Source organism: Kluyvera sichuanensis (assembly GCF_014218705.1).
Lineage (GTDB): Bacteria > Pseudomonadota > Gammaproteobacteria > Enterobacterales > Enterobacteriaceae > Kluyvera > Kluyvera sichuanensis.
In genome coordinates this window covers 328,022-348,402 of record NZ_JABBJF010000003.1, presented here as the reverse complement: position 1 = coordinate 348,402, position 20,381 = coordinate 328,022, and the positions used below count along the sequence as shown (strand labels likewise).

Below are 20,381 nucleotides of genomic sequence, written 5' to 3'. Positions count from 1 at the left end.
TATCAGTCGTAAAATTATTCCCGAGCCCGCCTTTCGGCTCCAATAACCAAAAGCTCTATATTATTCCTGAAGGTTATTAATTCGCTGTTGTTCAGACCAAAAAAAACCGGAGGCACATGGCCTCCGGTTTCATCATTTCACGTTCGTGAATTATGCGACGTCTTCGTACTGCGGAACCGGGTTGCGGAAACGCTTGGTCACGCACGCCAGGTACAGCAGGCCGATTGAGCCCCAAATCAGGCCCAGAATCATTGAGCTCTGCTCCAGGTTAATCCACAGTGCGCCAACGGTCAGCGCGCCGCACACTGGCAGTACCAGGTACTGGAAGTGGTCTTTCAGCGTCTTGTTACGCTTCTCGCGGATCCAGAACTGCGAAATCACGGAGAGGTTAACGAAGGTGAATGCCACCAGCGCACCGAAGTTGATCAGCGCCGTTGCGGTGACCAGGTCAAACTTAATCGCCAGCAGGGCAATCGCGCCAACCAGCAGTACGTTGAACGCTGGGGTACGCCATTTCGGATGCACATAGCCGAAGAAGCTGTTCGGGAACACGCCGTCACGACCCATCACGTACATCAGACGCGATACGCCTGCATGTGCCGCCATACCCGATGCCAGAACGGTCACGCTGGAGAAGATCAGCACGCCCCACTGGAAGGTTTTACCCGCAACGTACAGCATGATTTCAGGCTGAGACGCATCCGGGTCCTTAAAGCGGGAGATGTCCGGGAAGTACAGCTGCAGGAAGTAAGATGCACCGATAAAGATCATCCCGCCAATCAGCGCGGTCAGGAAGATAGCTTTCGGGATCACACGTTCTGCGTCTTTGGTCTCTTCAGACAGAGAAGAGATACCGTCGAAGCCCAGGAACGAGAAGCACAGGATGGTTGCGCCGGTAATCATCGGCACCACGTGCGCACCTTCAGACCAGAACGGACGGGTGCTGGTCAGCGTGCCTGCGCCTTCACCGTGCATTACGCCGTAAATGATCAGGCCAACGATGACCGCCACGATACCCATCTGCAGAACCACAATCAGCGTGTTGAAGTTCGCCACGGCTTTAATGCTGCGCAGGTTAGAGATGGTCATAAAGGCCACCAGCGCGACAACAAAGATCCACGATGGTACAGAAGGCATCAGCGCTTCAAAGTAAATTTTAGCCAGCAGAATGTTGATCATCGGCATGAACAGGTAGTCCAGCAGCGATGACCAGCCAACCATAAAGCCAACGACCGGGCTAATGGATTTCTGAGCATAGGTGTATGCAGAGCCAGCGGACGGGAACCGGCGAACCAGTTTACCGTAGCTTAGCGCTGTAAAAAGAATCGCGATCAGCGCAAAGGCATACGCCGTTGCAACGTGACCGTCGGTAAGGCCAGATACGATACCGAACGTATCGAACAGCGTCATTGGCTGCATATAGGCCAGGCCCATCATGACAACCGGAATCAGCGTAAGCGTTTTACGCAATTCCACGCGAGAGGTGTTTGGAGTAACGTTATTTGACACGGTGAGTCTCCTGTGCGGCGACTGCCGGTGCAAAAAAGAAAAATTGCCCCATTTTTTTTCTGTTTCCTCAGCGACAACAACTGTCGTTTTTTAAGTAAATATCTATCCGGTACGAAGCCCGGCCTCTTTTATTGGATGGTTGTTTTGATGTAAAAAAATAACCGACGTGGCAATCACGTCGGTTAGTCTCATTTTTTACATTCGACATATTTTGCACCAAACGAATGTAAAAATACAAGCCGGTGAGAGAAGTAATAATGCGACTTCTCATCCAACCGGCTGATTAACAAGCAATCTCTAAAGCAGCGCTAACTTTTATAGCACTTTTTGCTAAAGCATTATTGGCTACCATAACCAATAACCATGCAAAATGTGTATCTATTTATATGTTAAATGATTTGCCGACAGCGGTTACGTCATCGCCAAATGTCAATGAAACGCTACTCCAGAGGCATTCTCAATGGGTCAGGGAATTGATATTCAAAGCCTAATTCGCGACAGATACGACTACCGTCGATAATTTTCCCCTGCCCTTTACCGCTGTCGCTAAACACGGGTACCGCCAGGCCAAGCTCACGTGCCATCTGCGGATAAAAAACGCCGCGGGCGGGATGCTGTGGAGCACAGATATTGTAGATATGGCCGCCTTTCGGTGCCTGCAACAGCAGTGTAATAGCCGCAATCACATCTTCCAGATGCACCAGGTTTACCCCCTGCTGCCCGTCCGGTGCCGATTTTCCGGCAAAGAAACGGCCCGGATGACGTTCCGGCCCAACCAACCCTGCCAGACGCAGAATATCAACCGAGGTTCCCGGCAATTGATGCAGCCAGTCCTCTAACTCTTTCAGCACTCTGCCACTCGCGGTCACCGGGTCACGAGGTGTACTCTCTTTAACCGTTCCCTCTTCATTACCGTATACCGAGGTCGAACTGGTAAAGATAATGCGCGGGATATGGTGCGCCAGCGCCGAGTCTACGATCTCCTGCACCGCCTGATGGTAAAAATCTTCCCCCGGGCCACTACGACGCGCCGGTAAGGTAATCACCAGCGCATCAACGTTCATTAAGGCATCGAGGTCATCGGCCTCGCATACCAACTGTGGGTCGAGCCGCAACGGATAGCTATCAATCCCGCACATCCGTGCTGCTTCCACACCGTCCTCAGTCGTTTTACTGCCGGTCACCTGCCAGCCACGCGCCATCAACGACAGCGCTAGCGGCATACCCAGCCACCCTAAACCGACGATCGCCACTTTCTTCATTGCGCTATCTCCTGGTTCTTGCCGCACTACCTTTATAAGGCTACGCCACCACGATAAAACTGACAATTTATAGTCGCTACATGAATTGATTTAATGAATGTAAAAAGCGCTTGCGTTCAATGACAAAAGTGGTTTAGGTTAAAAGACATCAAGTGAATAGTCATTCAACGAGAAATTTATGAGCCGCGTTCAATTTAAACACCACCATCATCACCATCACCCTGACTAGTCTTTCAGGCGATGTGTGCTGGGAGACATTCAGATCTTCCAGTGGTGCATGAACGCAAGAGAGCCCCCGGAAGAGATCTTCCGGGGGCTTTTTTTTGAACCAAATTCAGCAGGGTAATGAGGAATAGAGAATGTTAGATAACAGCCGTTTACGCATAGCTATGCAGAAATCAGGTCGCCTGAGCGATGATTCACGCGAATTACTGGCCCGTTGTGGCATCAAAATCAATCTCCACACCCAGCGCCTGATTGCGATGGCGGAGAACATGCCAATCGACATCCTGCGCGTACGTGATGACGATATCCCTGGCCTGATTATGGACGGCGTCGTTGACCTCGGCATCATCGGTGAAAACGTGCTGGAAGAAGAACTGCTGAGCCGCCGCGCACAGGGCGAAGACCCGCGTTACTTTACCCTGCGTCGCCTGGACTTCGGCGGCTGCCGTCTGTCTCTCGCCACCCCGGCGGACGAAGCGTGGAACGGCCCGGCCGCGCTCGACGGCAAACGTATCGCCACCTCTTACCCGCACCTGCTGAAGCGTTACCTCGACCAGAAAGGCATCAGCTTTAAATCCTGCCTGCTGAACGGTTCCGTTGAAGTTGCCCCACGCGCTGGCCTTGCCGACGCCATTTGTGACCTGGTCTCTACCGGCGCAACCCTGGAAGCCAACGGCCTGCGGGAAGTGGAAGTGATGTTCCGCTCTAAAGCCTGCCTGATTCAGCGCGACGGCGAGATGAGCGAAGCCAAACAGCAGCTGATCGACCGCCTGTTAACTCGTATTCAAGGCGTGATTCAGGCTCGCGAATCGAAATACATCATGATGCACGCGCCAACCGAGCGCCTGGATGAAGTCATCGCCCTGCTGCCTGGCGCTGAACGCCCAACCATTCTGCCGCTGGCAGGCGATCAGCAGCGCGTCGCGATGCACATGGTGAGCAGCGAAACCCTGTTCTGGGAAACCATGGAAAAACTGAAGTCCCTGGGTGCCAGCTCTATTCTGGTGCTGCCGATTGAGAAGATGATGGAGTAATCGCCATGAGCTTCAATACCCTGATTGACTGGAATAGCTGTAGCCCCGAACAACAGCAAGCGCTGCTGATGCGCCCAGCCATCTCCGCCTCCGACAGCATCACCCGTACGGTGGCCGAGATTCTGGACAACGTCAAAACCAACGGTGATAGCGCGCTGCGTGAATACAGCGCGAAGTTTGATAAAACCGAAGTCGGTGCGCTGAAAGTCACCGCAGAAGAAATTCAACAGGCCAGCGGCCGCCTGAGCGATGAGCTCAAGCAGGCAATGCAGGCGGCGGTTCGCAATATCGATACCTTCCACACGGCGCAGATCCTGCCGCCGGTGGATATCGAAACCCAGCCGGGCGTGCGCTGCCAGCAGGTTACCCGCCCTATCGCCTCGGTTGGCCTTTATATTCCCGGCGGCTCCGCGCCGCTGTTCTCTACCGTATTAATGCTGGCCACCCCGGCACGCATCGCGGGCTGCAAAAAAGTGGTGCTCTGTTCACCACCGCCGATTGCCGATGAGATCCTGTATGCCGCGCAGCTTTGCGGCGTAGAGAACGTCTATAAAGTCGGTGGCGCGCAGGCGATTGCCGCACTGGCGCTGGGCACCGAATCCATTCCGAAGGTCGATAAAATCTTCGGGCCAGGCAACGCCTACGTTACCGAAGCGAAACGCCAGGTCAGCCAGCGCCTCGACGGCGCGGCGATTGATATGCCCGCCGGCCCGTCTGAAGTGCTGGTGATTGCCGACAGCGGCGCCACACCAGATTTTATCGCCTCTGATCTGCTGTCTCAGGCGGAGCACGGCCCGGACTCCCAGGTGATTCTGCTCACCCCAGACGCGAAGATTGCCGAAGGCGTTGCCGTAGCCGTAGAACGCCAGCTTGCCGAACTTTCCCGTGCCGACACCGCGCGTCAGGCGCTTTCCGCCAGTCGCCTTATCGTGGCAAAAGATCTGGCGCAGTGCGTGGCTATCTCTAACGCCTACGGTCCTGAACACTTAATTATTCAGACCCGCAATGCCCGTGAGCTGGTTGATGACATCACCAGCGCCGGTTCGGTCTTCCTCGGCGACTGGTCGCCAGAGTCCGCTGGCGACTACGCCTCCGGGACCAATCACGTGCTGCCGACCTACGGTTACACCTCGACCTGCTCCAGCCTTGGACTGGCCGATTTCCAGAAACGGATGACCGTACAGGAACTGTCCCGCGAAGGCTTTAGCGCTCTCGCCGCGACGATTGAAACGCTGGCCGCCGCCGAGCTGCTGACCGCCCACAAAAATGCCGTCACCCTGCGCGTAAACGCCCTGAAGGAGCAAGCATGAGCATTGAACAGTTAGCCCGCGACAACGTTCGCGCCCTGACCCCGTATCAGTCGGCCCGCCGTCTTGGCGGCAAAGGTGACGTCTGGCTGAACGCCAATGAATACCCCACGGCGGTGCCTTTCGAACTGAGCCAGCAGACGCTGAACCGCTACCCGGAGTGTCAGCCTAAAGCGGTGATTGAAAACTACGCAGCCTACGCGGGCGTGAAGCCAACGCAGGTGCTGGTCAGCCGCGGTGCGGACGAAGGGATCGAACTGCTGGTGCGCGCCTTCTGTGAGCCGGGCCGCGATGCGGTGCTCTTCTGCCCACCAACCTACGGCATGTACAGCGTCAGCGCCGAAACCATCGGCGTAGCGTGCCGCACCGTACCGGCCAAAGCCGACTGGCAACTCGACCTGCCAGCGATTGCCGATAGCCTGACCAATGTGAAAGTGGTCTACGTCTGTAGCCCAAACAACCCGACCGGGCAGATTATTAACCCGCAGGACTTCCGCACCCTGCTGGAGATGACCCGCGATAAAGCGCTGGTCGTTGCCGATGAAGCCTATATTGAGTTCTGTCCTGAGGCGACGCTGGCAGGATGGCTGGCGGAATATCCGCACCTGGTGATTCTGCGCACCCTCTCGAAAGCGTTTGCTCTGGCTGGCCTGCGCTGCGGCTTCACGCTCGCCAATGAGGAAGTGATTGCCTTGTTAATGAAGGTGATTGCTCCGTATCCACTGTCGACCCCGGTTGCCGATATCGCCGCCCAGGCGCTTAGCGCGCAGGGGATTGCCGCAATGCGCGAGCGCGTGGCGCATATCTTAAGCGAGCGCGAATACCTGGTGGAGGCGCTGCGCACCATCGACTGCGTTGAGCAGGTTTTTGATTCCGAGACCAACTACGTACTGGCTCGTATCAAAGCCTCAAGTAGCGTATTTAAATCTTTGTGGGATCAGGGCATTATCTTACGAGACCAGAATAAACAACCTTCTTTAAGCGGCTGTTTGCGCATCACTATCGGCACTCGTGCCGAGAGCCAGCGCGTGATTGACGCTTTGAAAGCGGAGACCGTATGACCCAGAAGTTTCTCTTTATCGATCGCGATGGCACCCTGATTTCTGAACCACCAAGCGACTATCAGGTAGACCGTTTTGATAAGCTGGCCTTCGAGCCGAACGCTATTCCGGTCCTGCTGCAGCTGCAAAAAGCGGGCTACAAGCTGGTGATGATCACCAACCAGGACGGGCTGGGTACCGCCAGTTTCCCTCAGGCAGACTTCGACGGCCCGCACAACCTGATGATGCAGATCTTCACCTCTCAGGGCGTGGTTTTTGACGATGTGCTGATCTGCCCGCACCTGCCGGCCGACAACTGCGAGTGCCGCAAGCCGAAAACGCAGCTGGTCACCGCCTGGCTGGCGAACGAAGTGATGGACACCGCCAACAGCTACGTGATTGGCGATCGCGCCACTGACCTTGAGCTGGCGACCAACATGGGCATTACCGGCCTGCGCTATAACCGCGACACGCTGAACTGGGCGATGATCGGCGAACAGCTGACCCGCCGCGACCGCTACGCGCACATCGAGCGTAATACCCGCGAAACGCAGATTGACGTGGAGGTGTGGCTCGACCGTGAAGGCGGCAGCAAAATCAACACCGGCGTCGGTTTCTTCGACCACATGCTGGATCAGATTGCCACCCACGGCGGTTTCCGCATGAACATCACCGTGAAGGGCGACCTGTATATCGACGATCACCACACCGTAGAAGATACCGGCCTGGCGCTTGGCGAAGCGCTGAAAGCAGCGCTCGGTGATAAGCGCGGCATTAACCGCTTCGGTTTCGTGCTGCCGATGGATGAATGCCTGGCGCGCTGCGCGCTGGATATCTCCGGCCGCCCACACCTGGAATATAAAGCTGAATTCACCTACCAGCGCGTAGGCGACCTCAGCACCGAGATGATCGAGCACTTCTTCCGCTCGCTCTCTTACGCGATGGGCATCACGCTGCACCTGAAAACCAAGGGCAAAAACGATCACCACCGCGTAGAAAGCCTGTTCAAAGTCTTCGGCCGTACTCTGCGCCAGGCGATTCGCGTAGACGGCAACACCCTTCCCTCCTCAAAAGGAGTGCTGTGATGAACGTGGTTGTCCTTGATACCGGCTGCGCGAACCTCAATTCCGTGAAGTCAGCGATTGCCCGCCACGGCTACGAGCCGGTGGTCAGCCGCGACCCGGAAGTGGTACTGCGCGCAGATAAGCTTTTTCTGCCGGGCGTCGGCACGGCGCAGGCCGCCATGGATCAAATTCGCGAGCGCGAACTGGTTGAGTTGATTAAGGCCTGTACTCAGCCGGTTCTGGGAATCTGCCTTGGCATGCAGCTATTAGGCCGCCGCAGTGAAGAGACTAACGGCGTTGACCTGCTCGGTATCATCGACCAGGACGTGCCGAAGATGGCCGATTTTGGTCTGCCGCTGCCGCACATGGGCTGGAACCGCGTCTACCCGAAAGCGGGCGACCGTCTGTTCCGCGGCATTGAGGACGGCGCGTACTTTTATTTCGTCCACAGCTACGCCATGCCGGTCAACGAGTACACCATCGCCCAGTGCAATTACGGCGAGCCGTTCACCGCCGCCGTGCAGAAAGATAACTTTTACGGCGTGCAGTTCCACCCGGAGCGCTCAGGTAGCGCAGGCGCGCAGCTGCTGAAAAATTTCCTGGAGATGTGATGATCATTCCGGCTTTAGATTTGATTAATGGCACCGTAGTGCGTCTCCATCAGGGAGATTACGGCCAGCAGCGCGACTACGGCAACGACCCGCTGCCGCGTCTGCAGGACTATGCGGCGCAGGGCGCGGAAGTACTGCACCTGGTCGATTTAACCGGCGCAAAAGACCCGGCCCAGCGGCAGATTCCCCTGCTGAAAACGCTGGTTGCTGGCGTAAAGGTGCCGGTTCAGGTTGGCGGTGGCGTACGTACTGAAGAAGACGTTGCCGCCCTGCTCGACGCAGGCGTAGCCCGCGTCGTTGTTGGCTCAACGGCAGTGAAATCACCGGAAGTGGTCAAAGGCTGGTTTAAACGTTTTGGCGCCGAGCACCTGGTGCTAGCGCTGGACGTGCGCATTGATGAAAACGGCACTAAACAGGTGGCGGTCAGCGGCTGGCAGGAAAACTCCGGCGTGACGCTGGAAGAACTGGTTGAAACCTATCTGCCGGTTGCCCTACAGCACGTGCTGTGCACCGATATCTCCCGCGACGGCACGCTGGCAGGCTCTAACGTTTCGCTGTATGAAGAAGTCTGCGCCCGCTATCCGCAGGTGGCATTCCAGTCTTCCGGCGGCATTGGCGACCTCAATGATATTGCCGCCCTGCGCGGCACCGGCGTGCGCGGCGTGATTGTCGGACGTGCGCTGCTGGAAGGTAAATTCAACGTAACGGAGGCCATCCAATGCTGGCAAAACGGATAATTCCTTGTCTTGATGTGCGTGATGGTCAGGTCGTTAAAGGCGTGCAGTTCCGCAACCACGAGATCATCGGCGATATCGTGCCGCTGGCAAAACGCTACGCTGACGAAGGCGCTGATGAGCTGGTGTTCTACGATATCACCGCTTCCAGCGATGGCCGCGTGGTCGATAAAAGCTGGGTTTCCCGCGTTGCCGAGGTGATTGATATTCCGTTCTGTGTCGCCGGTGGCATCAAGTCCATCGACGATGCCGCGCGCATTCTCTCGTTCGGTGCGGACAAAATTTCCATCAACTCCCCGGCGCTGGCCGACCCGGAGCTGATTACTCGCCTGGCAGACCGCTTCGGTGTGCAGTGTATTGTGGTGGGGATTGATACCTGGTTTGATGCCGACACCGGCAAATATCATGTTAATCAATATACCGGCGACGAAAGCCGCACCCGTGTGACCCAGTGGGAAACTCTGGACTGGGTACAGGAAGTGCAAAAACGCGGCGCGGGCGAAATCGTGTTAAACATGATGAATCAGGACGGCGTGCGTAACGGCTACGACCTGGCACAACTGAAAAAAGTGCGCGACGTCTGCCACGTCCCGCTGATCGCCTCCGGCGGCGCAGGCACCATGGACCACTTCCTGGAAGCGTTCCGCGACGCCAACGTCGACGGCGCGCTGGCCGCATCGGTGTTCCATAAGCAAATCATTAATATTGGTGAACTAAAAGCGTACCTGGCAGCACAGGGCGTGGAGATACGGGTATGTTAACTGAACAACTGGACTGGGAAAAAACCGACGGACTGATGCCCGCCGTTATCCAACACGCGGTATCCGGCGAAGTGTTAATGCTGGGCTATATGAACCAGGAAGCGCTGGCTAAAACGCAGGAAACGGGCAAAGTCACCTTTTTCTCGCGCACCAAACAGCGTCTGTGGACCAAAGGCGAAACCTCCGGTCACTTCCTGAACGTGGTCAGCATCGCGCCCGATTGCGATAATGACACGCTGCTGATTCTGGTGAACCCTATCGGCCCAACCTGCCATAAAGGCACCTCGAGCTGCTTCGGTGACACCAGCCATAAATGGTTGTTCCTGTATCAGCTTGAACAACTGCTGGCCGAGCGTAAAACCGCCGATCCGGCAAGCTCCTACACCGCCAAACTGTACGCCAGCGGCACCAAGCGCATCGCGCAGAAAGTGGGTGAAGAAGGCGTGGAGACCGCGCTGGCCGCCACGGTGCACGATAAGTTTGAGCTGAAGAACGAAGCGTCTGACTTAATGTATCACCTGCTGGTGCTGCTGCAGGATCAGGAACTGGATTTGACCACCGTTATCGATAATTTGCGCGAACGGCATCAGTAATCCCCCTCCCCGAACCCGGCCAATCCGCCGGGTTTTTCATTTAGTCCTCATTCCGATAACCCTGATGGCATATAACGATTATATTTTTTCGCTAACAGACGGTATGATCGCGCCCAGTAGGGATGTTCGCATCTGAATAGATTGAAGGATTACTATGAAATATTTGGTCACCGGCGCCGCAGGGTTTATCGGTTTTCACGTCAGCCAGCGCCTGCTTGCTGCTGGTCATCACGTTGTCGGACTCGATAATCTCAATGATTATTATGACGTCAGCCTGAAGCAGGCGCGTCTGGACCTGCTGCAATCGCCGAATTTCCATTTTGCGAAAATCGATCTCGCCGACAATGTCGCCATGGCAGAACTGTTTGCCGATGCGCAGCTTGATCGCGTCATCCACCTGGCCGCTCAGGCTGGCGTTCGCTATTCGCTGGAAAATCCGCACGCCTACGCGCAGGCGAACCTGATTGGGCATCTGAATATTCTGGAAGGCTGCCGTCACAACAAAGTCCAGCACCTGGTGTACGCCTCCTCAAGCTCGGTCTACGGTCTGAACAGCAAAATGCCGTTCTCGACAGACGACAGCGTGGATCATCCGGTATCGCTGTATGCCGCCACGAAAAAAGCCAACGAGTTGATGGCACATACTTACTCCCATCTGTACGGCCTGCCGACTACCGGACTGCGGTTCTTTACCGTCTATGGCCCGTGGGGCCGCCCGGATATGGCGCTGTTCAAGTTCACCAAAGCAATGCTGGAAGGGAAAAGCATCGATGTGTACAACTACGGTAAGATGAAGCGCGACTTCACCTACATTGATGACATCGTAGAAGCCATCATCCGCCTGCAAGACGTTATTCCTGCTGCCAATAGCGAATGGACCGTCGAGACCGGCTCCCCGGCAACCAGCTCAGCGCCATATCGGGTTTACAACGTTGGCAACAGCGCGCCGGTTGAATTAATGGACTACATTACGGCGCTCGAAGAAGCGCTGGGTATTGAAGCAAAGAAAAATATGATGCCGATGCAGGCCGGTGACGTGCTGGAAACCAGCGCAGAGACGCAGCCGCTGTACGACCTGGTGGGCTTCCGCCCGCAGACTTCGGTGAAAGAAGGCGTGAAAAACTTCGTGGAGTGGTATCGCGAGTTTTATAAAGCCTAAAAAAAACCCTCTGACGAGGGTTTTTTCTTTCGTGGCCCGGCCAAGCGCAGCGCCGCCGGGAGCGGCGCTAATACTCTCGCTTAATCATTCCCAAACAGATCGCGCGTATAAACCTTCTCTTCCACGTCCGCTAACTCTTCAGCCATACGGTTAGAGATAATGACATCGGCTTCTTGTTTAAAGGCATCAAGATCGCGCACCACGCGGGAGTTAAAGAACTCGTCTTCCTGCATTACTGGCTCATAAATAATGACCGGAATACCCTTCGCCTTGATACGCTTCATAATCCCCTGAATCGAGGACGCGCGGAAATTATCAGAACCGGACTTCATAATCAGCCGGTAAACCCCCACCACCTTCGGCTTGCGGGCCAGAATCGAGTCGGCAATAAAGTCTTTACGCGTACGGTTGGCATCAACGATAGCACCAATGATGTTGTTCGGTACCGACTCATAGTTCGCCAGCAGCTGCTTGGTGTCCTTCGGCAGGCAGTAGCCGCCATAGCCAAACGACGGATTGTTGTAGTGATTGCCAATGCGCGGATCCAGACATACACCCTCGATAATCTGACGGGAATTCAGCCCCAGGCTTTCCGCATAACTGTCCAGCTCGTTAAAGTAAGCCACACGCAGCGCCAGATAGGTATTCGCGAACAGCTTGATAGCTTCCGCTTCTGTCGAATCAGTAAACAGCGTTGGAATATCTTTCTTAACTGCGCCTTCCTGCAGCAGCGCCGCAAAACGCTCAGCGCGTTCTGAACGCTCACCGATAACAATGCGGGATGGGTGCAGGTTGTCATACAGCGCACGCCCTTCACGCAGGAACTCCGGCGAGAAGAAGACATTATCGATGCCCAGTTGCTCTTTAATGGAATTGGTAAAGCCAACCGGAATGGTCGATTTGATAATCATCACCGCTTTCGGGTTGATTTCCGTTACATCACGAATAACCGATTCTACGCTTGAGGTGTTGAAATAGTTGGTTTTCGGGTCGTAGTCGGTCGGCGTGGCGATAATCACGAAATCGGCATCACGGTAAGCGTCATGCTTATCGGTCGTCGCGCGAAAATTCAGCGACTTTGTTGCCAGATACTCTTCAATCTCTTTATCGACAATCGGCGATTTCTTCTGATTCAGCATATCGACTTTGGCCTGCACGATATCCAGCGCCACCACTTCATGGTGCTGAGCAATCAGGATGCCGTTAGACAAACCTACGTAACCTGTTCCTGAAATAGTTATCTTCATTCGTTGTGTAACTTCTTCTGGTTAAATATGTAAGGTTGAACACGTCGCCGGTAGGTTGGCGTATCGGGTCAGCATAGCGCCAGTATATCGTGATTTAGTGCAACGCAGCCTATCAGACCTGACTGAATCCCATTTTTAGACAATAAAAAAGCCCGGAGGAGCGCTCCGGGCCTGCATTTAGCGGTGAACTAATTCAGATTAATCCAGCCATTCGGTGTGGAACACACCCTCTTTATCAGTGCGTTTATAGGTATGCGCACCAAAGTAGTCACGCTGAGCCTGAATCAGGTTCGCTGGCAGTACCGCAGAGCGGTAGCTGTCGTAGTACGCGACGGCTGCAGAGAAGGTTGGAACCGGAATACCGTTCTGAACCGCATAGGCAACAACGTCACGCAGTGCCTGCTGGTATTCGTCAGCGATATTTTTGAAGTACGGTGCCAGCAGCAGGTTTGCAATGCCTTTATTCTCAGCATAGGCGTCGGTGATTTTCTGCAGGAACTGTGCACGAATGATGCAGCCCGCGCGGAAGATCTTCGCGATTTCGCCGTAGTTCAGATCCCAGTTGTACTCGTCGGACGCAGCACGCAGCTGAGAGAAGCCCTGCGCGTAGGAGACGATTTTACCCAGGTACAGTGCACGACGCACTTTCTCAACGAACTCTGCTTTATCACCAGCCAGTTTAGCCTGCGGGCCAGACAGCACTTTAGATGCTGCAACGCGCTGGTCTTTCAGGGAGGAGATGTAACGTGCGAACACGGATTCGGTGATCAGGGACAGCGGTTCGCCCAGATCCAGAGAGCTCTGGCTGGTCCATTTACCAGTACCTTTGTTCGCTGCTTCATCCAGAATCACATCAACCAGGTATTTACCTTCTTCGTCTTTCTTGGTGAAGATATCTTTGGTGATGTCGATCAGGTAGCTGCTCAGCTCACCTTCGTTCCACTCGGTAAAGGTGGTTGCCAGCTCTTCGTTAGAGAGATTCAGGCCACCTTTCAGCAGAGAGTAGGCTTCAGCAATCAGCTGCATGTCGCCGTACTCGATACCGTTGTGAACCATCTTCACGTAGTGACCTGCACCGTCGGCGCCGATGTAAGTTACGCACGGTTCGCCATCTTCAGCAACCGCAGCAATCTTAGTCAGGATCGGAGCAACCAGTTCGTACGCTTCTTTCTGGCCGCCAGGCATAATGGATGGGCCCTTCAGTGCGCCCTCTTCGCCACCGGACACACCGGTACCGATGAAGTTGAAGCCTTCAGCGGACAGTTCGCGGTTACGGCGAATGGTGTCCTGGAAGAAGGTGTTACCGCCATCAATGATGATGTCGCCTTTATCGAGGTACGGCTTCAGGGAATCGATGGCAGCATCGGTGCCCGCGCCCGCCTTCACCATTAACAGGATACGACGTGGGGTTTCAAGAGACTCGACGAACTCCTTGACCGTATAGTGAGGAACCAGCTTCTTGCCTGGGTTCTCAGCGACAACTTCTTCGGTTTTTTCACGGGAGCGGTTGAAGATGGAGACGGTATAACCACGGCTTTCGATGTTGAGCGCCAGGTTGCGCCCCATCACTGCCATACCGACTACGCCGATCTGTTGCTTGGACATTACATACTCCTGTCAGGGGATGGTCACCGCGCGAGTGGCGCACGGCTTGAAATGTGGGTTAGATGGTAACTCAGGTCACGCTTAAGTGGATAGCGGAATGTGCCTTGTTTTATGCTACTAGATTAATAAATTTGTTATGCATGTTCTGCTAAAAGCAAGGACCTTTCACAATCTGTATAAAGAATGGCTTACCATTCAGGAAATACTTTTGCATGCGTTGAATCAAACGGTCCTTCTTTCACTTCCACCATAAGTGCATTATTGGAAATACATTCAACACTATGAATATCTCCTGGTGAAAATTCGACAATACTAATTCCTGTATTTTCACCCACTAGAAAAGTATCGATAATGCCACCATGAGTGTTATACAAACATATTTTCAAACATCCTTGTATGACAATAAACATTTCCCATTGGTGTGGCAATTCATGATAGTGTGGTTCAACAAAGCTACCTTTAACAAGCGAAATAAGAAGTCGTTGTACTTTTTCTTCATGAGTATTATGCATAAGAAAATGAGATCGCAAACGTACTGATTTGGTTGCCTCTTTATGCAATAAATCTAATTGTGCCCTCTCAATTAAACGCATCGTGAAGCCTCCAAGCGCATCTCAATATTTCTTGCTGCTGACTCAACTGAGAATTCATCTTTCAGTAGTGCCCGAGCATTTTCACCATACTGGTTACGAATATCATCTTTGTTAAGAAGTAATAATGCTGAATTATAAAGCTTATCATCCTCACCATTAATATGGATGAATCCAGAGCAGCTATCATTAACTATATCAAGAAGATCATTCCCAACATTCACACTACCCAATATTGGCAACCCCTGCACCATATAGCCAAGTAATTTCCCTGGAAAATTGTGGGATGAGTGACGAGCAGAAAGAGAAAATAAACCCACATCAACTTCAGAAAGTATATACTTGAATGTGTTTTGGTCTACCGATGGTAAATAAGTATAATTACTTAACGCCCACTCCTTGGCCAGCTTATTAATTAATTGAACTTCATCACCCTGACCTATAAACAAAAAATGAGCATTTTCATGTGCTGTCATTTTACGTGCAAGTCGCATCAAATTAGCCATATCTTGAGCATGGCCAATATTTCCACCATAAAAATAAATAACTTTTTTCTCAAGACTTAATTTAGTTCTGATAGAAACATAATTATCCGGCAAAACTACTTGAGTTAATGATGCCCAATTACGAAGTACTTCACAAGGAAAGCCTTTATTTGTTTCAAGGAATATCTCAAGATTCCTCTCTGACATTAACCCTATTCTATCTGCCTGACTGTATGAGTACTGTTCAAAGAAACGAAAATACCGTTCGATCAATGTTCCTGATTTAAGCAGGCCAGCATCAATAGCCCATTGAGGAAACATATCTCTTAATATTAAATAAGATGGGCATTGGCACCTTATTTTTATTTTTTTCACCACCCCCCCCCAAAATATCGATGGTGAATAATAAATAATGCCATCAAAAGTATCTTTATCAATATGGTCTTTAATTGAACTCCATGCGCGATAAGACAATAGCGTCTCATTTATCGTACGCTTGATTTTTCCGATATCTTTTAAAGCACCACTTTTAAATCTCCAGATTTTTATACCGTCAAATGTCTCTATCTGTATTTTCTCGTCTACAGCTATATCAGGGGTTATTACTGTGACATTATTCCCGTTAATCGCTAATTCACGGGCCAACTCATGAAACATTTTAGCACCTACACGAGTGCTAAATGGTAAATAGTCATCAATAATTAATGCTAGCTTCATTAGTATTCTTTCCAAACAACCCTTTTAATATAATCCGTGTATGAATGAATAATTCTAACAACCTTATCTGATACATTTGGCATACTATAATCCTGAACTGGGCGGAGTAGACGAGTTTCCCCACGAGGTTGAGTAGATAGTATATCAAGTGCCTGTAAGACTCGGTCAGACTCGAGCCCAACCATCATTACTGATGCTTCCTCAAAACCCTCTGGGCGTTCGTGAGCTTCACGAATGTTCAAGGCAGGGAAATTCATGATTGAGGATTCTTCAGTAATGGTTCCGCTATCAGAAAGCACAGCTCGTGCATTTTTTTGGAGGTGGTTATAGTCGTGAAAACCCAAAGGTTTCAACAATTGAATATTTGAATGGAAATTGATGCCTTGAGAATCTATACGGTTTCTTGTTCTTGGATGCGTAGAGATAATGACGGGTAAATTATATTTTTCGGCAATGACATTCAGAATATTAGCTAATTTTATTAGTTGCCTTGGTGAATCAACATTTTCTTCACGATGAGCACTGACAACGAAAAAACTTCCGGCTTTTAAATTTAGTCTAGTCAAAATATCGGAAGCGTCGATTTGGGGCATATAATGAGTTAGGACCTCAAACATTGGACTACCTGTTTTTATGATCCTATCAGCTGGAATCCCTTCTGCTAAAAGATATTCTCGGGCAATATCACTGTATGTCATGTTAATATCAGCAGTATGATCAACAATACGTCTATTCGTTTCCTCTGGTACTCGTTGGTCAAAGCAGCGATTACCTGCTTCCATATGAAAAATTGGTATTTTACGACGTTTAGCCGGTATTGCTGAAATGCAGGAATTCGTATCTCCCAATACAAGCATTGCTTCTGGTGATTCGCATTCCAAAACTTCATCAAACTTTATGATTACCTGCCCTATAGTTTCCGCAGCGTTTTTTCCAGCCGCATTGAGAAAATAATCAGGTTTACGAACACCAAGGTCATTAAAGAAAACCTCATTTAACTCAAAATCATAATTCTGGCCAGTATGAACTAGTACATGCTCACAGTGCTGATCAAGTTTAGCTAGTACCCGTGATAAACGGATAATTTCGGGGCGTGTACCAACAACTGATATTATTTTCATTTTTTTCATTATAGTGGTCTCGCGATAGTATCTGGTTTTTCACGATCAAAAATCTCATTTGCCCAAAGCATTACAATGAGAACATCATCGCCAACATTTGTTATATCATGACTCCAACCTGGGGCAGTCTCAGCAACCTGAAATTCATCAGAAGAAATAATTAATTCATAACGTTCTTTTGTGACAATGTTTTCAAATCTGAACAATGCCTTACCATTGATCACCAAAAACTTCTCGTTTTTTGTATGATGATAATGTCCACCACGAGTTACCCCGGGATGGGCAGTAAAAAAAGAAAATTGCCCAGACGTATGGGTTTTCAACATTTCGCAAAAAACACCACGATGATCAGCGTATGAAGGTACCTTATAAGCGAATTGATCAGCAGGAAGATAACTTAACCATGTAGAATATAGTGCACGTACAAAACCAGATCCAACCTCGTCAATTAACAATGTTGTCCGACTTTTTTTAAACCTAATTATTAAATCAGCAACTTCACCCACAGTTTTTGTATAAACAGGTTTAATCTGTTTATACCCACTATCTGTATTCTCTGAAAGAAGGTTTACTGCATCAGAACATACATCATCAATATAAATAAGGTTTACCGATGCCTGTGGGTTATTGATCGATATGTCCATATCCCTTGCAATATTGTAGCAAAATGTTGAAACAAATGAATTATAATTAGGTTTGCACCATTTACCAAAAATATTATGATATCTATAAATATAATGTTTAGCGCCAGAAATTGAAGCATATTTTTCAATATGCTTTTCAGCTGCTGCCTTGCTTTTTCCATAAGCATTATCAAATCCAGCCTGAATGGAAGAGCTAAACATAATGGGAGTAATTTTATTGTTCTCAAACAAAATATTAACTATTCGTTTGGTGAAATCGTCATTTCCAGTAACGAATTCATTGTCGTCCTTCGGACGATTAATGCCGGCAAGATGGTAAATGAAGTCAGCCGAGCATAGTCCACTAATTAATTCATCTTCTGTCGAATTTCGTGTTATTTCAATTAGATCATTATATCCAGCCTCAAGGAGAAAAAGACTTAGATTACGGCCAATAAATCCATCTGCTCCAGTAATGAGGATTTTCATTTTATGAGTCCAATTCGTATTGTTCACCAGCACATAATGCTTGAATAAAAGGTAGTTTCAGTAACAAAATTTTCATCGCATCTACATCAAGTCGTTGTGTATTATGTGAGTTATAATCTTCAACTTCAGATATACGGCTATCACCATGTTCTACATACTTTCCGTAGTTTAAGTCACGAAGATCTGGTGGTACACAATAGTAATTTCCCATATCAACAGCAGCAACCATTTCTTCTCTACTTAATAATGCTTCATAGAGCTTCTCCCCATGACGTGTGCCGATAATATTTACCGGATGCTCCTGAACTTTTAACAGTTCTTTTAGTGCGATAGCCAATGTTTCTATTGTCGCAGCAGGTGCTTTCTGTACAAAAATGTCACCGTTTTTACCATGTTCAAATGCATATAGAACTAAATCTACTGCATCCTCTAATGTCATCATAAAACGGGTCATATTTGGGTCAGTGATAGTTAAAGGTTTTTTCTCTTTAATTAGATCAACAAACAATGGGATAACTGACCCTCTAGATGCCATCACGTTTCCATAGCGAGTACCACAAATAACTGTTTTCTTGCTATTAACATTACGAGATTTTGCAACCATAACTTTTTCCATCATGGCTTTCGAAATTCCCATTGCATTAATTGGATAAACGGCTTTGTCAGTACTCAGACAAACAACACGCTTTACTTCATTCGCGATAGCAGATTCAAGAACATTTTCTGTACCTATTACATTTGTTTTAACTGCTTCCATTGGATGGAATTCACATGATGGAACCTGTTTTAAAGCTGCCGCATGATATATATAGTCAGCACCGCGACTTGCATTAAGAACACTTAAATAATCTCTTACATCGCCAATATAAAATTTTAACTTCTCATTATTATACTTTTTCCTCATATCATCTTGTTTTTTTTCATCTCGGGAAAATATCCGAATTTCCTTTATTTCGGTATTTAAAAAACGTTCCAAGACAGCATTACCAAATGAACCAGTACCACCAGTTATCAACAAAATCTTGTCAGTAAACATTATAACTCCTTAATACAAATAATTAGGCATGCTTGGAAAGGCAAGTTAAATAATTGACCGCTCGCTCTCTAGATGAAGGGAATTTTTTATACTGTTTAATTCCATCTTCGATTTTGCCCAGAAATAATTCTTCACTACTGAATGCAGTTTTAATTTTATCGGCAATATCATTCTCATCATATGGATCAAAATAAATTGCAGCATTATGACATACCGTATGGGCAAACGATAAATCAGAGGTTAGTATAAGTCGTTCCATAAACATTGCTTCTAAATAAGACGCACTAAAACATTCTAAAAGCGTCGGCAGGAAAAGGGCATCACATAACTGATAAAGTACTGGACACTGTTTAACAGAGACAGTGTCGACAACAATAACTCTTTTTTTTAAATGTTCAGGTATCACATTGGTAAATGATGTTGGCACCGTAAGTACAAATTTAAAATTTTCTGGCAAAAGTTCAACCAGTCTACTGATCACACCTAGATTTTTATGTGGATAATTGTGGGTGATAGTTAAAAGCCATATTTCATTATCTTTTTTGGTTGGCAGTCTTTTTATTACGCTATGGTCATATGCTGATAAGTCTTTAAATATAGCATTTAGTGTATTAGAAACAGTATGTACATTGCATTCAGAAATACTTAAAAGCTTTACTACTCTATTTTTGACATCTTCCGTTTCTGTAAAAATAATATCTGCATTTTTTCTATAAAAATACGGTTGAAGAAATTTCAATAAGCGAGTTTTCATCCTTGCTGGTAATGAGAGTTTTGGCATAATTTTACTCGTATCGTAAATTAACCAAGGCAAAGCGAAACCAACTGCATGTTTTACATTTTTTGGGCTCCAATAACTAGGCCCGAAAATTGTAAATACGATTGTTATGTTATTATTCAAGACAAGAGAGTCTAGTTGCTTTCTAGCCTTAAAATTTAATATCTTTGATGGTGATGAGTCTATCAGAATGCATTTACTCTTCGACTCATCCCCCAACTGTAACATGACTATAGGAGATACAGCTGCTATAAAATCGGTTTTTATCTGCGTAAGTTCGTCGATAACAGATACAGCGACCTGCACTCCCCCACCTACATATAAGTTACTAGCATTTATCATTAATTTCATTATTCAATCCTAGCTATTTAATTTATTACTTCATTCATAA

At 49.3% G+C, this 20,381-nt stretch carries 20 protein-coding genes and 1 other annotated feature; of the genes, 10 read left to right on the top strand and 10 right to left on the bottom strand.

Annotated elements, in window-relative coordinates:
* Window positions 1-150: 150 nt before the first annotated feature.
* Complete coding sequence (locus HII27_RS05880; RefSeq protein WP_035894859.1) at window positions 151-1,509, bottom strand: APC family permease; 1,359 nt, start codon at window positions 1,507-1,509, stop codon at window positions 151-153.
* Window positions 1,510-1,949: 440 nt separating this feature from the next.
* On the bottom strand, window positions 1,950-2,771 hold the full coding sequence (locus tag HII27_RS05875) for an SDR family oxidoreductase (protein ID WP_185667015.1): 822 nt from the start codon (window positions 2,769-2,771) through the stop codon (window positions 1,950-1,952).
* Window positions 2,772-2,949: 178 nt separating this feature from the next.
* Here HII27_RS05875 and hisL point away from each other — a divergent pair, with 178 nt between their 5' ends.
* The 10 genes from hisL (at window position 2,950) to HII27_RS05825 (ending at window position 11,299) form a co-directional block, all read left to right on the top strand.
* Window positions 2,950-3,000, top strand: coding sequence for a his operon leader peptide (hisL, locus tag HII27_RS05870; RefSeq protein WP_071594744.1), 51 nt, complete (start codon window positions 2,950-2,952; stop codon window positions 2,998-3,000).
* Window positions 2,976-3,096: a sequence feature (His leader region), on the top strand. It overlaps the preceding gene by 25 nt.
* A gap of 34 nt (window positions 3,097-3,130) precedes the next feature.
* Window positions 3,131-4,030 carry an ATP phosphoribosyltransferase gene (gene hisG / locus HII27_RS05865; RefSeq protein WP_185667014.1) on the top strand — a complete coding sequence of 300 codons (900 nt, stop codon included), beginning with the start codon at window positions 3,131-3,133 and terminating at the stop codon, window positions 4,028-4,030.
* 5 nt (window positions 4,031-4,035) lie between these two features.
* Window positions 4,036-5,340, top strand: a complete 1,305-nt coding sequence (hisD, locus tag HII27_RS05860; protein ID WP_185667013.1) for a histidinol dehydrogenase — start codon at window positions 4,036-4,038, stop codon at window positions 5,338-5,340.
* Window positions 5,337-6,398, top strand: coding sequence for a histidinol-phosphate transaminase (gene hisC / locus HII27_RS05855; RefSeq protein ID WP_185667012.1), 1,062 nt, complete (start codon window positions 5,337-5,339; stop codon window positions 6,396-6,398). The genes hisD and hisC overlap by 4 nt, the downstream gene beginning before the upstream one ends.
* A complete protein-coding gene (gene hisB, locus HII27_RS05850) occupies window positions 6,395-7,462 on the top strand; it encodes a bifunctional histidinol-phosphatase/imidazoleglycerol-phosphate dehydratase HisB (RefSeq protein ID WP_185667011.1) in 1,068 nt (355 codons plus the stop codon). Before hisC ends, hisB begins: the two co-directional genes overlap by 4 nt.
* Window positions 7,462-8,052 carry an imidazole glycerol phosphate synthase subunit HisH gene (gene hisH / locus HII27_RS05845; protein ID WP_185667010.1) on the top strand — a complete coding sequence of 197 codons (591 nt, stop codon included), beginning with the start codon at window positions 7,462-7,464 and terminating at the stop codon, window positions 8,050-8,052. The genes hisB and hisH overlap by 1 nt, the downstream gene beginning before the upstream one ends.
* The gene (gene hisA / locus HII27_RS05840; RefSeq protein WP_185667009.1) at window positions 8,052-8,789 is read left to right on the top strand and encodes a 1-(5-phosphoribosyl)-5-[(5-phosphoribosylamino)methylideneamino]imidazole-4-carboxamide isomerase; all 738 of its coding nucleotides are present in this window, start codon (window positions 8,052-8,054) and stop codon (window positions 8,787-8,789) included. The genes hisH and hisA overlap by 1 nt, the downstream gene beginning before the upstream one ends.
* Window positions 8,771-9,547 carry an imidazole glycerol phosphate synthase subunit HisF gene (gene hisF / locus HII27_RS05835; RefSeq protein ID WP_185667008.1) on the top strand — a complete coding sequence of 259 codons (777 nt, stop codon included), beginning with the start codon at window positions 8,771-8,773 and terminating at the stop codon, window positions 9,545-9,547. The genes hisA and hisF overlap by 19 nt, the downstream gene beginning before the upstream one ends.
* The gene (gene hisIE, locus HII27_RS05830) at window positions 9,541-10,140 is read left to right on the top strand and encodes a bifunctional phosphoribosyl-AMP cyclohydrolase/phosphoribosyl-ATP diphosphatase HisIE (RefSeq protein WP_123652587.1); all 600 of its coding nucleotides are present in this window, start codon (window positions 9,541-9,543) and stop codon (window positions 10,138-10,140) included. Before hisF ends, hisIE begins: the two co-directional genes overlap by 7 nt.
* Before the next feature lie 154 nt (window positions 10,141-10,294).
* Window positions 10,295-11,299: an NAD-dependent epimerase gene (locus HII27_RS05825; RefSeq protein ID WP_185667007.1), complete on the top strand. Its 1,005-nt coding sequence runs from the start codon at window positions 10,295-10,297 to the stop codon at window positions 11,297-11,299.
* A gap of 80 nt (window positions 11,300-11,379) precedes the next feature.
* Here the strand turns inward: HII27_RS05825 and ugd are convergent, their stop codons facing one another.
* The 8 genes from ugd to HII27_RS05785 all read right to left on the bottom strand — a co-directional run bounded on the left by ugd (window position 11,380) and on the right by HII27_RS05785 (window position 20,341).
* On the bottom strand, window positions 11,380-12,546 hold the full coding sequence (gene ugd / locus HII27_RS05820; protein WP_185667006.1) for a UDP-glucose 6-dehydrogenase: 1,167 nt from the start codon (window positions 12,544-12,546) through the stop codon (window positions 11,380-11,382).
* A gap of 198 nt (window positions 12,547-12,744) precedes the next feature.
* Window positions 12,745-14,151, bottom strand: a complete 1,407-nt coding sequence (gene gndA, locus HII27_RS05815; RefSeq protein ID WP_035897610.1) for an NADP-dependent phosphogluconate dehydrogenase — start codon at window positions 14,149-14,151, stop codon at window positions 12,745-12,747.
* A gap of 188 nt (window positions 14,152-14,339) precedes the next feature.
* Complete coding sequence (locus HII27_RS05810; RefSeq protein ID WP_185667005.1) at window positions 14,340-14,744, bottom strand: WbuC family cupin fold metalloprotein; 405 nt, start codon at window positions 14,742-14,744, stop codon at window positions 14,340-14,342.
* Window positions 14,735-15,943 carry a glycosyltransferase family 4 protein gene (locus HII27_RS05805; protein ID WP_185667004.1) on the bottom strand — a complete coding sequence of 403 codons (1,209 nt, stop codon included), beginning with the start codon at window positions 15,941-15,943 and terminating at the stop codon, window positions 14,735-14,737. The genes HII27_RS05810 and HII27_RS05805 overlap by 10 nt, the downstream gene beginning before the upstream one ends.
* Window positions 15,943-17,073 carry a non-hydrolyzing UDP-N-acetylglucosamine 2-epimerase gene (gene wecB / locus HII27_RS05800; RefSeq protein WP_185667003.1) on the bottom strand — a complete coding sequence of 377 codons (1,131 nt, stop codon included), beginning with the start codon at window positions 17,071-17,073 and terminating at the stop codon, window positions 15,943-15,945. Before wecB ends, HII27_RS05805 begins: the two co-directional genes overlap by 1 nt.
* Entirely contained in the window at window positions 17,073-18,176 is a 1,104-nt protein-coding gene (gene wbjC, locus HII27_RS05795) for a UDP-2-acetamido-2,6-beta-L-arabino-hexul-4-ose reductase (RefSeq protein ID WP_185667002.1), read from the bottom strand. Before wbjC ends, wecB begins: the two co-directional genes overlap by 1 nt.
* Before the next feature lies 1 nt (window position 18,177).
* On the bottom strand, window positions 18,178-19,212 hold the full coding sequence (locus HII27_RS05790) for a polysaccharide biosynthesis protein (protein WP_185667001.1): 1,035 nt from the start codon (window positions 19,210-19,212) through the stop codon (window positions 18,178-18,180).
* 22 nt (window positions 19,213-19,234) lie between these two features.
* Window positions 19,235-20,341, bottom strand: a complete 1,107-nt coding sequence (locus HII27_RS05785) for a glycosyltransferase (protein WP_185667000.1) — start codon at window positions 20,339-20,341, stop codon at window positions 19,235-19,237.
* Between the last annotated feature and the right edge of the window lie 40 nt (window positions 20,342-20,381).

Bases quoted from the DNA above. Each gene is read 5' to 3' on its own strand.
- HII27_RS05875 (WP_185667015.1), bottom strand. From the start codon at position 2,771: ATGAAGAAAGTGGCGATCGTCGGTTTAGGGTGGCTGGGTATGCCGCTA.
- hisG (WP_185667014.1), top strand. From the start codon at position 3,131: ATGTTAGATAACAGCCGTTTACGCATAGCTATGCAGAAATCAGGTCGC.
- hisD (WP_185667013.1), top strand. From the start codon at position 4,036: ATGAGCTTCAATACCCTGATTGACTGGAATAGCTGTAGCCCCGAACAA.
- hisC (WP_185667012.1), top strand. From the start codon at position 5,337: ATGAGCATTGAACAGTTAGCCCGCGACAACGTTCGCGCCCTGACCCCG.
- hisB (WP_185667011.1), top strand. From the start codon at position 6,395: ATGACCCAGAAGTTTCTCTTTATCGATCGCGATGGCACCCTGATTTCT.
- hisH (WP_185667010.1), top strand. From the start codon at position 7,462: ATGAACGTGGTTGTCCTTGATACCGGCTGCGCGAACCTCAATTCCGTG.
- hisA (WP_185667009.1), top strand. From the start codon at position 8,052: ATGATCATTCCGGCTTTAGATTTGATTAATGGCACCGTAGTGCGTCTC.
- hisF (WP_185667008.1), top strand. From the start codon at position 8,771: ATGCTGGCAAAACGGATAATTCCTTGTCTTGATGTGCGTGATGGTCAG.
- hisIE (WP_123652587.1), top strand. From the start codon at position 9,541: ATGTTAACTGAACAACTGGACTGGGAAAAAACCGACGGACTGATGCCC.
- HII27_RS05825 (WP_185667007.1), top strand. From the start codon at position 10,295: ATGAAATATTTGGTCACCGGCGCCGCAGGGTTTATCGGTTTTCACGTC.
- ugd (WP_185667006.1), bottom strand. From the start codon at position 12,546: ATGAAGATAACTATTTCAGGAACAGGTTACGTAGGTTTGTCTAACGGC.
- gndA (WP_035897610.1), bottom strand. From the start codon at position 14,151: ATGTCCAAGCAACAGATCGGCGTAGTCGGTATGGCAGTGATGGGGCGC.
- HII27_RS05810 (WP_185667005.1), bottom strand. From the start codon at position 14,744: ATGCGTTTAATTGAGAGGGCACAATTAGATTTATTGCATAAAGAGGCA.
- HII27_RS05805 (WP_185667004.1), bottom strand. From the start codon at position 15,943: ATGAAGCTAGCATTAATTATTGATGACTATTTACCATTTAGCACTCGT.
- wecB (WP_185667003.1), bottom strand. From the start codon at position 17,073: ATGAAAAAAATGAAAATAATATCAGTTGTTGGTACACGCCCCGAAATT.
- wbjC (WP_185667002.1), bottom strand. From the start codon at position 18,176: ATGAAAATCCTCATTACTGGAGCAGATGGATTTATTGGCCGTAATCTA.
- HII27_RS05790 (WP_185667001.1), bottom strand. From the start codon at position 19,212: ATGTTTACTGACAAGATTTTGTTGATAACTGGTGGTACTGGTTCATTT.
- HII27_RS05785 (WP_185667000.1), bottom strand. From the start codon at position 20,341: ATGAAATTAATGATAAATGCTAGTAACTTATATGTAGGTGGGGGAGTG.